Source organism: Roseovarius roseus (assembly GCF_043355935.2).
GTDB lineage: Bacteria > Pseudomonadota > Alphaproteobacteria > Rhodobacterales > Rhodobacteraceae > Roseovarius > Roseovarius roseus.
The window spans coordinates 45,909-58,255 of sequence record NZ_JBHFPE020000006.1 but is presented as its reverse complement, the minus strand read 5'-3'; the positions used below and the strand labels follow the sequence as shown (position 1 = coordinate 58,255).

General features: G+C 67.8%; 16 protein-coding genes. 9 read left to right on the top strand and 7 right to left on the bottom strand.

All coding sequences use genetic code 11. The annotated features are described in order from the left end of the window. Positions 1 to 3 precede the first annotated feature (3 nt). From ACEWPL_RS11510 to ACEWPL_RS11495, 4 genes are read left to right on the top strand one after another with little or no spacing between them, the layout of a single operon-like run. Positions 4 to 426 (top strand): hypothetical protein, encoded by a 423-nt coding sequence (locus tag ACEWPL_RS11510; RefSeq protein WP_393932441.1) that lies wholly within the window; start codon positions 4 to 6, stop codon positions 424 to 426. Beyond that, positions 423 to 1,097: a MotA/TolQ/ExbB proton channel family protein gene (locus ACEWPL_RS11505; RefSeq protein ID WP_393932443.1), complete on the top strand. Its 675-nt coding sequence runs from the start codon at positions 423 to 425 to the stop codon at positions 1,095 to 1,097. Before ACEWPL_RS11510 ends, ACEWPL_RS11505 begins: the two co-directional genes overlap by 4 nt. A 22-nt stretch (positions 1,098 to 1,119) precedes the next feature. Then, positions 1,120 to 1,476 (top strand): ExbD/TolR family protein, encoded by a 357-nt coding sequence (locus ACEWPL_RS11500; protein ID WP_393932555.1) that lies wholly within the window; start codon positions 1,120 to 1,122, stop codon positions 1,474 to 1,476. Continuing rightward, positions 1,473 to 1,859 carry an ExbD/TolR family protein gene (locus tag ACEWPL_RS11495; RefSeq protein WP_393932445.1) on the top strand — a complete coding sequence of 129 codons (387 nt, stop codon included), beginning with the start codon at positions 1,473 to 1,475 and terminating at the stop codon, positions 1,857 to 1,859. Before ACEWPL_RS11500 ends, ACEWPL_RS11495 begins: the two co-directional genes overlap by 4 nt. A 4-nt stretch (positions 1,860 to 1,863) precedes the next feature. Here the strand turns inward: ACEWPL_RS11495 and ACEWPL_RS11490 are convergent, their stop codons facing one another. Together ACEWPL_RS11490 and ACEWPL_RS11485 are read right to left on the bottom strand one after the other, a co-directional pair. Continuing rightward, entirely contained in the window at positions 1,864 to 2,481 is a 618-nt protein-coding gene (locus ACEWPL_RS11490) for an enoyl-CoA hydratase/isomerase family protein (RefSeq protein ID WP_393932447.1), read from the bottom strand. After that, positions 2,478 to 3,242: an SDR family oxidoreductase gene (locus ACEWPL_RS11485; protein ID WP_393932449.1), complete on the bottom strand. Its 765-nt coding sequence runs from the start codon at positions 3,240 to 3,242 to the stop codon at positions 2,478 to 2,480. The genes ACEWPL_RS11490 and ACEWPL_RS11485 overlap by 4 nt, the downstream gene beginning before the upstream one ends. A gap of 137 nt (positions 3,243 to 3,379) precedes the next feature. On the opposite strand from ACEWPL_RS11485, the gene ACEWPL_RS11480 reads away from it, so the two are divergent. From ACEWPL_RS11480 to ACEWPL_RS11470, 3 genes are all read left to right on the top strand, one after another. Then, a complete protein-coding gene (locus ACEWPL_RS11480; protein WP_393932451.1) occupies positions 3,380 to 4,897 on the top strand; it encodes a DUF2125 domain-containing protein in 1,518 nt (505 codons plus the stop codon). A 124-nt stretch (positions 4,898 to 5,021) separates the two neighbouring features. Further along, on the top strand, positions 5,022 to 6,368 hold the full coding sequence (locus tag ACEWPL_RS11475) for a TldD/PmbA family protein (RefSeq protein WP_393932452.1): 1,347 nt from the start codon (positions 5,022 to 5,024) through the stop codon (positions 6,366 to 6,368). After that, positions 6,355 to 7,128, top strand: a complete 774-nt coding sequence (locus tag ACEWPL_RS11470) for a 3'(2'),5'-bisphosphate nucleotidase CysQ (protein ID WP_393932454.1) — start codon at positions 6,355 to 6,357, stop codon at positions 7,126 to 7,128. Before ACEWPL_RS11475 ends, ACEWPL_RS11470 begins: the two co-directional genes overlap by 14 nt. Here the strand turns inward: ACEWPL_RS11470 and ACEWPL_RS11465 are convergent. From ACEWPL_RS11465 to ACEWPL_RS11445, 5 genes are read right to left on the bottom strand one after another with little or no spacing between them, the layout of a single operon-like run. Beyond that, entirely contained in the window at positions 7,125 to 7,379 is a 255-nt protein-coding gene (locus ACEWPL_RS11465) for a hypothetical protein (RefSeq protein WP_393932456.1), read from the bottom strand. The two genes, ACEWPL_RS11470 and ACEWPL_RS11465, sit on opposite strands and share 4 nt — an antisense overlap. After that, positions 7,376 to 7,981: a glycerol-3-phosphate 1-O-acyltransferase PlsY gene (gene plsY / locus ACEWPL_RS11460; RefSeq protein WP_393932458.1), complete on the bottom strand. Its 606-nt coding sequence runs from the start codon at positions 7,979 to 7,981 to the stop codon at positions 7,376 to 7,378. Before plsY ends, ACEWPL_RS11465 begins: the two co-directional genes overlap by 4 nt. Next, positions 7,982 to 9,280 (bottom strand): dihydroorotase, encoded by a 1,299-nt coding sequence (gene pyrC, locus ACEWPL_RS11455; protein WP_393932460.1) that lies wholly within the window; start codon positions 9,278 to 9,280, stop codon positions 7,982 to 7,984. Next, positions 9,277 to 9,825: a hypothetical protein gene (locus tag ACEWPL_RS11450; RefSeq protein ID WP_393932462.1), complete on the bottom strand. Its 549-nt coding sequence runs from the start codon at positions 9,823 to 9,825 to the stop codon at positions 9,277 to 9,279. Before ACEWPL_RS11450 ends, pyrC begins: the two co-directional genes overlap by 4 nt. Positions 9,826 to 9,838: 13 nt before the next feature. Continuing rightward, positions 9,839 to 10,795 (bottom strand): aspartate carbamoyltransferase catalytic subunit, encoded by a 957-nt coding sequence (locus ACEWPL_RS11445; RefSeq protein WP_393932464.1) that lies wholly within the window; start codon positions 10,793 to 10,795, stop codon positions 9,839 to 9,841. A 169-nt stretch (positions 10,796 to 10,964) separates the two neighbouring features. Here ACEWPL_RS11445 and ACEWPL_RS11440 point away from each other — a divergent pair, with 169 nt between their 5' ends. After that, complete coding sequence (locus ACEWPL_RS11440; RefSeq protein ID WP_393932466.1) at positions 10,965 to 11,732, top strand: uracil-DNA glycosylase; 768 nt, start codon at positions 10,965 to 10,967, stop codon at positions 11,730 to 11,732. Continuing rightward, entirely contained in the window at positions 11,729 to 12,346 is a 618-nt protein-coding gene (locus ACEWPL_RS11435; RefSeq protein WP_393932468.1) for a LysE family translocator, read from the top strand. The genes ACEWPL_RS11440 and ACEWPL_RS11435 overlap by 4 nt, the downstream gene beginning before the upstream one ends. Position 12,347: the final 1 nt, after the last annotated feature.

Genomic DNA, 12,347 nt, shown 5'->3' with positions numbered 1-12,347 from the left:
TCCATGGCGCTCCGCCCGATTTTGACGACTATTGCCCTTCTATCGGCTCTCCCCGCCGCCGCCGAGGAAGAGGTCGGTGCGGCCGTCTCGATCGAGCTGAACGCGGCCAAGACGGTCGAGGGGGCCTGCACGCTGTCATTTCTGGTGCAGAGCGGCCATGACGCGCAGATCGACCAGGCCATCTACGAGACCGTCCTTTTCGATGCGTCGGGGCAGGTCGACCGGCTGACCCTCTTCGATCTGGGCAGCCTGCCGCCCGGCCGGCCCCGCGTTCGCCAGTTCTCGGTCGCTGGGGTAAGCTGCGAAGGGATCGGCAGCATCCTCTTCAACGGGGCGCAGACCTGTAGCGGCGCGGGCCTGCCCGAGGGCGCCTGCGAGCGGGGTCTGATCCTCTCCAGCCGCACCGATATCGAGGTGATGGGATGAACACCCTTCTTGATCCGTTCCGCCAAATTGCCGAGATCGGCGGCCCGGTTGTCATCCTGCTGATCGCGGTGTCGGTCGTGACGCTGGCCGTGATGCTCTACAAGATTTGGCAGTTTTCGTCAGCCGGAGTGGGGCGACATACCGCGCTCAAGGATGCCGTGGCCGCGTGGGATCATGGCGACCGCGAGGGCGCGCGCGCTTCGCTGGCCCGGTCGCGCAGCTACCTCGCGCCGGTGGTCGAGATGGCCTTCACCTCAGGGCCCGCCGATGCACAGCGTCTGGACGCGGAGGCCGAGACGCGCTTTGCCGGGCTGGAGCGTGGGTTTCGCCTGCTCGACTCGGTCGCGCAACTTGCGCCTCTTTTGGGACTCTTCGGCACGGTTCTGGGCATGATCGAGGCGTTTCAGGCGCTGCAGGATGCGGGCGCGCAAGTCGATCCGTCGATCCTGGCGGGTGGGATCTGGGTCGCGCTGCTGACGACGGCTGTCGGGCTGGTCGTGGCGATGCCGACCGCCCTTGTCCTCAGCTGGTTCGAGGGCCGCATGGATGCCGAGCGCGTTACCACCGAGCGGGCGCTGGCCACCATCCTGCACCCGCGCGGCATCCGCAACCACGAGGCCGCTGTGGCCGAGGACGCGGCGGCGGGCGGGGCGGCGCCGCAGCGTGCCTAGACGCCGCCGGGTGCGGCGGCGGCTGTCGATGACCTCGCTCATCGATGTCATCTTCCTGCTTCTGCTCTTCTTCATGCTCAGCTCGACCTTCTCGAAATTCTCGGAGGTCGAGCTGAGCGCGGCGACCGGTGGCGCGGCGCAGGAAAGCGGTCAGCGCCCCCTTTTCCTGCAACTGCGCAGCGATGATCTGACACTGAATGGCGAGGCATTGGCGCTGGGCGCACTGGCCGAGACGCTGCGTGCGCGGCCAGCCTCGGACGCGGCGCAGCCCTTGCTGATCGCCTTGGGCGATGGCGTCACGGCGCAGCGTCTGACCGATCTGCTGGTCGCGTTGCGCGGTATCCCCGGCATCTCTCCGACCGTTCTGGGCGGCGCATGAGACGTGCGCGCCCCTCCTCGCGGCGCGAGCCGACAATCGCGTTGATCAACATCGTCTTTTTGATGCTGGTCTTCTTCATGGTCGCCGGCACGCTGGCCCGGCCGATGGACAATGATGTGACCCTGGTGCGCACCGATGCGCTTGAAGGGCGCCCGCCGCCCGATGGGCTGGTGATCCGCGCCGATGCCACACTGAGCTATCGCGGCGAAGAGTTGGCCTCCGCAGGCGCGCTGCTGCCGCGCCTCGGCACCGAGGCCAACCCCGAGGTCCGGCTGGTGCCCGACCGCGACCTGCCGGCCGCTCAACTGGTGCGCATCGCGCGCGATCTGCGCGCGGCGGGGGCGGGCCGCATCGTGATCGTGACCGAGCGCGGGTTGAACTAGGCGCTCAGCGGATCAGCCGCTTGATTGCCACCACATGTTCGGGCGTCGCTGACAGGGCATGTTCGGCAAGGTTCATCACGGACTCCATGAGCGCCTCAGGCTCTGCAATCCGGTCGAAGAGGCCCCAGTCCAGCGCCGTCTGCGCCTCCAGCCGCTCACCGGCCAGAAGGACGCGCCGCGCGCGCCCTATCCCCACCAGCGCCACGAGGCGCGCGGGATCGGAGGGTTGCGGCAGATATCCAAGCTTCATCACCGGGTAGAAGACCTGCCCGCCGGGCACGGCGACGCGAAAATCGCAGGCCAGCACCATGCCCATGGCGCCGCCCGCAACCGTGCCGTTCAGCGCCGCGATGCTGAGGCAGGGCAGGGCGGCGATGGCCGATGACAGACGCTCCCACACCGGATGGGTGGCAAGACCGCCTTCCACCGCGGCCAGATCGGCACCGGCCGAGAAGACCTTGCCCGCGCCTGTCAGGATCAGCAGGCGTGCGGCACCGGGGCGGCCCGCGGCCTCGGCGATCTCGGCCAGCCGGATCAGCATGTCCTCGCTCAGGGCGTTCGCCTTGGCGGCGCGGTCGATGGTGACGGTCCAGATGCCGCCCTGCTCGTCCAGCGTGATCATGCCGCGTCCCCGAGGCCGATGGCCTTGCGGATCGCCGGATCGCGCAGCGAGATTTCCTGCCCCAGATGGGCATCCGCCCCCCCGCCGCACATCCAGAGGAGCGCGCGGGCAGGCCAGTCCGCCGGGATATGGTCTGACCAGTCCAACTGGCTGACCGGGTTGATCCCGCTGGCGCGGATGTCGCGCTGCATGTCGGTGGCGACCGTGCCGGGCGACAGCCCCATCGCGCGCAGCCCGAAATCCGCGCCCTCTGCATGGGCCGAGGCGGTCAGCATGGCCGCGCCCGCCTTGGAGGCGCAATAGGCGCTCCACCCTTCGAGCGCGCTATGCGCGGCGCCGGAGGATACCGCCAGAATCGTGCCGCCGCCAGCCTGCCGCATTCCCGGCATGGCGGCGCGCATGCCGTGAAAAACGCCCTTGAGGTTGATATTTATGGCGCGGCCCCATTCCTCCGGATCGGCGCTTTCCAGCGGGCCGATCGGCCAGATGACGCCGGCATTGCCGATCAGCACATCCAGACGGCCAAATCGCTCCTGCGCCTGCTCGACCGCCTGCGCGACATCGCCGTAGCGGGCCACATCGCCCGTGACGGCCAGCGCGTCCAGCGGACAGGCGACCTCCCCCAGCGCGCCTTCCGACCGTGCCATGAGCACCAGATTTGCGCCCGCCTCGGCAAAGACGCGCGCGGCTTCTGCGCCGATGCCCCGGCTGGCGCCGGTGATCAGCACGGTTTTCCCGGTCATATCTGGGGCGGATGTCATGGCTCTCTCCTGCGGTAATTGTAGGCTCTCGGACCTGAGTAGCGCCGGCCACCGCCATGGTCCAGTCCGCGGCTCTTGACGCTGGCCCCTATTGGCCCGAAGCTGAGCGCAAATTTTCAGGATAAACGAGGTCTCACATGAATTCCTATGGCACGCAAAGGGCCATGACCGCCGCGATGGCGCTGATGGTCACCGGCAGCGCGGCAATGGCCGACGTTACCCCCGCAGATGTCTGGGCCGACTGGCAGAATTACCTGACCGGTTTCGGCTTTGCCGTGACGGCGGATGAGGCGCAGACGTCATCGGGGCTGGAGCTGACGAATATCGTCCTGACGCAGACCCTGCCGGATGAAGGGGGCGAGACCACGATCACGATCCCGCAGGTCGCGCTGAATGACAATGGCGCGGGCACCGTGCGCATCGTCTATCCTGGCGAGATGCCGATCACCATCGCCGCGGATGCGCCCGAGGCCTATACGCTGGAGCTGCTCTACCGCACAGAAGGTATGGACAGCGTCGTGTCGGGCACCGCTACGCGGATGAGCTATGATTACACCGCCGATAGCATCGGCTTGGCCATGGGTGGCCTGACCGCCGAGGGCGAGCCTGTCGATCTGGGCGATATCCGCTTTGACATGCAGGACGTCGAGGGCCAGACGGTGATGATGCTGGAGGACGGGCGCGCCGCCGAGCAAACGGTGCGCACCGGTCCCGCAACCTATACCGTGAACTTCGCTGACCCCGAAGGCGGCGCCGTGGCCATGTCAGGTGAGTTCGAGACGCTGGAGATGATGGGCAATGTCATCATCCCGGACGCCGTTGACATGAACGACATGGCCGCCGCGCTGGAGGCGGGCTTTGCCATGGATGGCGGCTATATCTTTGGCCCCGGCAACAGCCGCTTCGAGTTCACCGACGAGGGCGCCGTGACCAGCGGCACCTCCTCCAGCCAGGGTGGCCAGTTGACCGTCCGCATGGACATGTCGGGCCTGGCCTATGGCGGCACGACCAAGGGCACGGCCATCGAGGCGATGGTGCCGCAGATGCCCTTCGCGCTGTCGATGGAAATGGACGAGAGCGCCTTCGATCTGCTGGTGCCGCTGGCCGAAGGGCAGGAGCCGCAGGATTTCGGCCTGAGCTTCCTGCTGGGCGGGGTAACGTTGGGCGATACCGTCTGGGCGCTTTTCGATCCCGAAAGTGTGCTGCCGCGTGATCCGGCCACGGTTGCGCTGGATGTGGATGGCAAGGCCAGTGTCTTTGTCAATGTCATGGACCCTGCTGCGATGTCCCGGCTGGAGTCGGATGACGCGGCCGCCCCCGCCGAACTGAACGCGCTGACGCTGAATCGCCTTCTGATCAGCCTCGCCGGGGCGGAACTGACCGGGAAGGGCGATGTCACCTTCGACAACAGCGATATGGTCAGCTATGGCGGCCAGCCCAAGCCGGTGGGCAACCTGTCCTTCGTCCTGACCGGCGCAAACACGCTGATGGACAAGCTGATCTCGATGGGCCTTCTGGCCGAGGATCAGGCGATGGGTGCGCGCATGATGCTGGGCATGGCTGCCGTTCCTGGCGAGGGCGAGGATGTGCTGAAATCCGACATCGAGTTTACCGAGGATGGCGGGATTCTGGCCAATGGCCAGCGGCTGAAGTAACACCGCTCAGGCGGATTGCAGACGGGCCGGGGGTATCCTCCGGCCCGTTTTGCGTTTGCCGCCCGCCCTTGTGCCGGGGGCCGGGGCGGACTACCTCACGAGGTGCATTCGAAAGGCTGATTTTATGACGCATACCCATGATGATCTGGCGCAGGCCCTTCTGGCGGCGGCGCGCCGCGCGGGCGCGGATAGTGCCGATGCGATGGTCGCCACAGGGGCGAGCCAGGTGATCGACGTGCGCGGCGGCGCGCTGGAGCAGGCGGAGAGGTCGGAGGCGACCGATCTGGGGCTGCGCGTGCTGGTCGGGCAGAGGCAGGCGAATGTGTCATCCTCCGACATCCGGCGCGAGACGCTGGACATTCTGGCCGAGCGGGCCGTCGCCATGGCCCGCGAGGCACCCGAGGATCCACATGCCGGGCTCGCGGATGCAGATCAGCTTGCCCGCGATTGGGACATGGGCGCATTGCAGCTGGCCGATCCCGCGCCCGAGCCCGAGCCTGCCGAGCTGCAGCGCCGCGCCGCCGAGGCCGAGGCGGCAGCCCTTGCCGTGGAGGGCGTCAGCCAGGTGCAGGCCTCGACCGCTGGGTATGAGCGGCGGCGCGTCTGGCTGGCTGCCAGCAACGGCTTTGTCGCCGGGCACACGCGCACCGATTGGTATGTCTCCTGTGCCGCCATCGCCGGGACCGGCGCGGGAATGGAGCGCGACTCGGACGGAGACGCGCGCATCTGGGATGCGGACATGCGCAGCGCCGCTGAGATCGGCACCCGCGCAGGTCAGCGCGCCGCCGAGCGCCTTGGCGCGCGCCGCCCCAAGACCGGCGCCTATCCGGTGCTTTTTGACGAGCGGATTTCGACCTCGCTGATCGGGCATCTGCTGGGCGCGGCCAATGGCGCCGCTGTCGCCCGTGGCGCGACATGGCTGCGGGACAAGCTGGGTCAGCAGGTTTTGCCGGACAGCCTCAGCATCATCGAGGACCCGCATCGGCCCCGCGTCGCCGGATCGCGCCCCTACGACGGAGAGGGCCTGCCGACCCAGCGCCGCGCCATCGTGGAAAACGGTATCCTCACTGGCTGGATTCTGGATCTTGCCAGCGCGCGGCAGCTGGACATGCAATCGACCGCCAATGCCAAGCGCGGCATGTCCGGCCCGCCGCGCCCCGGCACCTGGAACATCGCGCTGACCCAAGGGAGCGCCAGCCGCGAGGATCTGATCAAAGGCATGGGCACCGGGCTGCTGGTGACGTCGATGATCGGCTCCACGATCAATTCCAACACCGGGGATTACTCGCGCGGCGCCTCCGGTTTCTGGATTGAGAATGGCGAGATCGCCTACCCGGTGAACGAGCTGACCATCGCGGGCAACCTGCATGACATGCTGATGCGCCTCACGCCTGCCAATGACGCGCGCAGACATCTCAGCTCGGTCGTGCCGTCGCTCTTGGTTGAGGGGATGACCCTTGCCGGCACGTGATCTGCCCCTTCTGATCGACGCCGCCCGCAGGGCGGGCGAGGTGGCGACGTCCTATGTTGGCGGCAGCGTGCGGCGCTGGGACAAGCCTGAGGAAGCCGGCCCTGTCACCGAGGCGGATCTGGCCGTGAACGACGCGCTGGAGGCCAAGCTGCGCGGCGCGCGGCCCGCCTATGGCTGGCTCAGCGAGGAAAGCGCGCATGACCCGCTGCGCGCCGCCGCGCCTCGCACCTTCATCATCGATCCCATCGACGGCACGCGCAGCTTTATCGACGGCAGCCGCGCCTGGGCGCATGCGCTGGCCGTGGTGGATGAGGGGCAGGTGACCGCCGCCGTCGTCTACCTGCCCATGCTGGATCTGATGTATGCCGCCGCGCTGGGCGAGGGGGCCACGCTGAACGGCGCGCCAATCCGTGCCAGCGCAATGGACCGGGCCGAGGGCGCGACCCTTTTGGCCGCGCGCCCCATGCTGGAGCCGCGGCATTGGCGCGGCGCGGTCCCCGCCTTCAAGCGCGAGCATCGCCCGTCTCTGGCCTATCGTCTCAGCCTCGTGGCCGAGGGGCGGTTCGATGCGATGCTGACCCTGCGCAAGACGTGGGAATGGGACGTGGCCGCGGGCGATCTGATCCTGCGTGAGGCGGGGGCGCTCTCGACCGACCGGCGCGGCAACGCGCTGCGCTTCAACAACCCCGTGCCGCAGGTGGACGGAATGGTCGCGGCGGGGCCGCTCTTGCACCGCGAAATCGTGGGCGGGCTGGTTTAGCGCCGCTCCAGATCCAAGACAAAGCGCAGCACCTTCTCCTCGGGCATCTCGCACGGCTTCAGCTGCGCGCCTGAAGCCAGCCGATAGAGGTTCATGCTGATATAATCACTGTCGCCCAGTTCTTCGGCAACCAGCTTTTGCGCCGCGCCGCCGGAAAAATCACTGCGGGTGACGACATAGCGCCGCCCCTCCGCCACGCCGTGAAACGTGCCGAGGGGAAGCGCATCCCACGCCTCCAGAAACAGCGTCACTTGGCGCCGATCTTGGGCTCGGTTCCGGCGCGCAGACGCGCGATGTTGCTGCGGTGCCGCCAGAGGATCAGCGCGGCCAACACCAAGCCCAGCACCAGCATCGACCAATAACCCAGCAGCAGCATCCAGACCGGCGCGCTGAGCGCCGCCACCAGCGCCGAGAGCGACGAGATGCGCAGAACCGCCGCCGTCGCCAGCCACGTCGCGCAAGCCAGCAGGCCCACCGGCCATGCCAGCGCCAACATCAGGCCCAGAAAGGTCGCCACGCCCTTGCCACCGCGAAATTTGAGCCAGACCGGGAAGCAATGGCCGAGGAACGCGGCGAGACCCGCGAGTTGCGCCGCATCCTCGCCCGCGATCCAGCGCGCCAGCAGCACGGCCACGGCGCCCTTCAGGCCATCCAGCAGCAGCGTCGCCGCCGCCGCCTTTTTCGAGCCGGTACGCAGCACATTGGTTGCGCCGATATTGCCCGATCCAATCTCGCGCAGGTTGCCCAGCCCCATGGCGCGGGCAAGGATCATGCCCGACGGAATCGATCCCAGCAGGTAGCCGATGACGGCCCAGAGGATGAGGATGACGGCGGACGTCTCGATCAGGGGCATCTATTCGGCCTCGTAGACTGCGGCGCCGCCGACATAGGTAGCGAGCACGCGCCCCTGCATCCGGGCGCCATCGAAGGGCGTATTCTTGGATTTCGATCGCAGCGCGAACCGGTCGAGCACGAAGGGCTTGTTCGCATCGAAAAGCACCAGATCGGCGGGCGCGCCTGCCGCCATGCGCCCCGATTGCAGGCCAAGGCGCTTGGCCGGGTTCAGGGCCAGCGCGCGGAAGAGCGTCGGCAGATCCAGGTCGCCCGAATGATAAAGGCGCAGCGCGGCGGGAAGCAGCGTCTCGAGTGCCACGGCGCCCGATGCCGCCTCCTCGAACGGCAGGCGTTTGCTCTCCTCGTCCTGCGGTGTGTGCATCGAGCTGATCGTGTCGATCAGCCCGTCGCGCACTGCCTCGATGATCGCCTGCCGGTCCTCCTCGCTGCGTAGCGGCGGCTTGACCTTGAAGAAGGTGCGATAGCCCGAGACGTCCAGCTCGTTCAGCGTCAGGTGATGGATCGACGTGCCTGCGGTGATGTCGAGGCCGTTGCGCTTGGCCCTTTGCAGCGCCGGGAGGGCGCGCGCCGTGGTGATCTGATCGGCGTGGTATCGCGCGCCGGTCATCTCCAGCAGCGCGATGTCGCGGTCGAGGCCCATCCGCTCGGCCATCGGGCTGACTGCGGGCAGGCCATAGAGCGAGGCGAACTTGCCCGATGTGGCGGCGGCGCCCGCCGACAGGCCCGGCTCTTGCGGGTGGGCGATGACCAGCGCGCCGCAGGCGCGGGCATAGGTCAGCGCGCGGGCAAAGACCTTCGTGCTTTGCACGACATGGTCACAATCGGTGAAGGCGACGGCACCGGCATCCATGAGAAAGCCGATCTCGGTCATTTCCTTGCCCTCGCGCCCCTTGGTCAGCGCGGCCATGGGCAGGACATTGACCGGCGCCGCCTCGTTCGCGCGGCGGCGGGTGAATTCCAGCACTTCGGGGCTGTCGATCGCGGGCAGCGTATCGGGGCGCGTGGCCATGGTGGTCACGCCCCCTGCAGCCGCGGCCAGACCGGCGGAGCGGAAGGATTCCTTGTGCCGCTCGCCCGGCTCGCAGACCTTGACGCCGATATCGACGATGCCGGGCGCCAGATGCTTGCCCCCCGCATCGACCACATGCGCGCCGGAGGGCGTGCTGGCCTCCGTCACGTCCGGGGTGACCCGGCTGATGCGCCCCTCTTCGATCAGGACGCTGCCGCGCGTGACGGTGCCGGCCTCGGGGTCAATCAGTTGGGCGTTGATAATGAGCGTGGTGCCAGTGCCCGTCATGCAGCGATCCACACCATCACGGCGACCAGAAGGGCCAATACCAAGAGCACGATCATCGCGACGCGGCCCGACATGGCGGCGTCCGAGGGCGTCTTGCGCTCAGGCGTCTCTTCATATTCGGGCGTGCGCGCCGAGGCATCGGGCAGGGCGCCGAAGGTGACGGGGTCATGCGGCTCCTGAAAGGTGGCGATCAGGCGCACGGGCGCGCGGGGCGTCAACACCTGCGCCGTGCCCTGAAACGCGCGGGACGTGATGACCATCAGCGTGCCCTCCTGCGCCATGAGCTGCGCGCGCATCGGCTCGATCTGGTCGTCCGGGATGGCGTGCCCGTCGGCAAGGTAGCCGGGCAGGCCGACCCCGGTGAGGTCGGAGGCGTCGAACACCTCGATATGGTCCGCATCCAGCGCATCGGCCCCCAGCGCATCGCGCAGGGGCCAGCGGCCATTGCGCGCGGTGAAGGCCGCGATCTGGTCTGCCGGGATATCAACCGCAAACACACGCACGATGCCTGTCTCGCTTGCCTTGATGTCTATCTTGTCGCTCATGTCAGCACCTTTCTCAGACCATCACCGTTTTCGGGGTCGCGCGGGCGCGCAGGTTGCGCGCCAGAAGGTCCATCGCCGCCATCCGCACGGCGACGCCCATTTCCACTTGCTGCTGGATGACGCTGCGGCGGATGTCATCGGCCAGTTCGCCGTCGATCTCCACGCCGCGGTTCATCGGGCCGGGATGCATGACAATGGCATCGGGCGCGGCATGGGTCAGCTTTTCGGCGTCGAGGCCATAGCGGTGGTAATATTCGCGCTCGGACGGAATGAAGCCGCCATCCATCCGCTCGCGCTGAAGGCGCAGCATCATCACCACATCAACCCCCTCGAGGCCTTTCTTCATGTCGTCATAGACCTCGACCCCGAAGTCGTCGATGCCTGCGGGCATCAGGGTGGGCGGGCCAATGAGGCGGATGCGGTTCTCCATCTTGCCCAGAAGGATGATGTTCGAGCGCGCGACGCGGCTATGCGCGATATCACCGCAAATCGCGATGTTCAGGCGGTGCAGCCGCCCCTTGGCGCGGCGGATCGTCAGCGCATCCAGCAGGGCTTGCGTGGGATGCTCGTGCCGCCCGTCGCCCGCATTCAGCACCGCGCAGTTCACCTTTTGCGCCAGAAGGTCCACGGCGCCCGAATGCGGATGACGCACGACCAGAAGGTCGGGATGCATCGCATTCAGCGTCATCGCGGTGTCGATCAGCGTCTCGCCCTTCTTGATGCTGCTCGCCTGCATCGCCATTGACATGACATCCGCGCCCAGACGCTTGCCTGCCAGCTCGAAACTGGCCTGCGTGCGGGTGGAGTTCTCGAAAAACATGTTGATCTGCGTAAGACCCGCCAGCGCATCGCCATGCTTGGCGCCGCTGCGGCCCTGCTCGGCGTAGATGTCCGCCAGGTCCAGGACCGCGCGGATATCATGGGGGGCCAGAGGCTCGATCCCCAGAAGGTGGGTGTGGGAAAAGGTCACCGGCATCTCCTGATAAGCTGTGCGCCTTATCGCATGGGCGGGGGCGGCGTTCAATCGGCAAGCCGGGGGCGCGCGGGGCGGGGGGCGGGATTTTGAGTATTTTCGCCAAGATGAAGCTGCGGCGCTTTCGGTGCTTTCGCAGGTGGGGCGGTGGGGGTAGTTTGGCGGCATGGATTCGGCATTGGATTTTCACGGGCTGCGCGCGCTCCTGCAATGGCAGGTCGAACTGGGCGTCGACGAGGCGATTTGCGACGCGCCGATCAATCGCTACGAGGCGCCTGCGGCTGCGCCCAAGGCGGCGCCGGCTGCTGCTGCCGCGCCCGTCCGGCAGGAGGTCGGGCCGGATGCGGTGGAGGCCGCCCGGCAGGCGGCGGGCGCTGCGCAGGATCTGGACGGTTTGCGCGCCGCCCTTGCGGCCTATGAGCATTGCGAGCTGAAGCGCGGAGCGCGCAACCTAGTCTTCTCGGACGGGGTGCCGGGCGCGCGCGTGATGGTCATCGGCGAGGCGCCGGGGCGGGACGAGGATCGCGAGGGGCGGCCCTTCGTCGGGCGCGCGGGCCAGATGCTGGACCGGATGCTGACCGCCATCGGGCTGAGCCGCGAAGAGAACGTCTACATCACCAATATCATGCCGTGGCGCCCGCCCCAGAATGCGGACCCGAAGCCGGACGAGATCGACATGATGCGCCCCTTCGTGCAGCGCCATGTCGAACTGGCGGGGCCCGACATCGTGATCCTCATGGGCAATATCAGCTGCCAGACCGTGCTGAACACGCGCGGCATCACCAAGCTGCGGGGCCAGTGGCACGAGGCCTGGGGCAAGCCGGTGATGCCGTTGTTCCACCCGGCCTACCTCTTGCGCCTGCCGGCCGCCAAGCGAGCGGCATGGGCCGACCTGCTGGCGGTGCAGGCGCGATTGCGGGAGGGGGCGCAATGATCGACCCGTGGCTCTTGCTGGCCTTCCTGCCAGCCGCGCTGGCGCTGAACCTGACGCCGGGGGCGGACATGATGTTCTGCCTTGGGCAGGGGCTGCGGGCGGGGCCGGTGCCCGCGATGGCGGCAAGCGCGGGGATCGCGCTGGGTGCGCCGGTGCATGCGGCGCTGGCTGCACTGGGCGTCAGCGCGCTGGTGGCTGCGGCGCCGTGGCTTTTTGACGTGATCCGCTGGGTGGGCGTGGCCTACCTGATGTGGCTGGCCGTCGGCGCGCTGCGCATGGGGCCGCTGCGCGCAAGGGGCCGCCCGATGAGCGCTATGCGCGCCTTTCGCGAGGGGCTGGTGGTGAATCTGACCAATCCCAAGGTGATCCTCTTCGTCCTCGCCTTCCTACCGCAATTCGCCGATCCGGCGCGCGCCCTCTTGCCGCAATTCATTGTGATGGGCGTCATTCTGGGCCTTGGCGGGCTCATCATCAACGGTGCGGTCGGCGTCTTTGCCGGGGGGCTTGGGCGGCGCGTCGCCGCATCGCCACGCTTTGCGCGGACCCTCGGCTGGGCCTGCGCGGCGATATTTACCGCGCTGGCCGCGCGCCTCGCCATTCTTGAAAGGGTCTGAA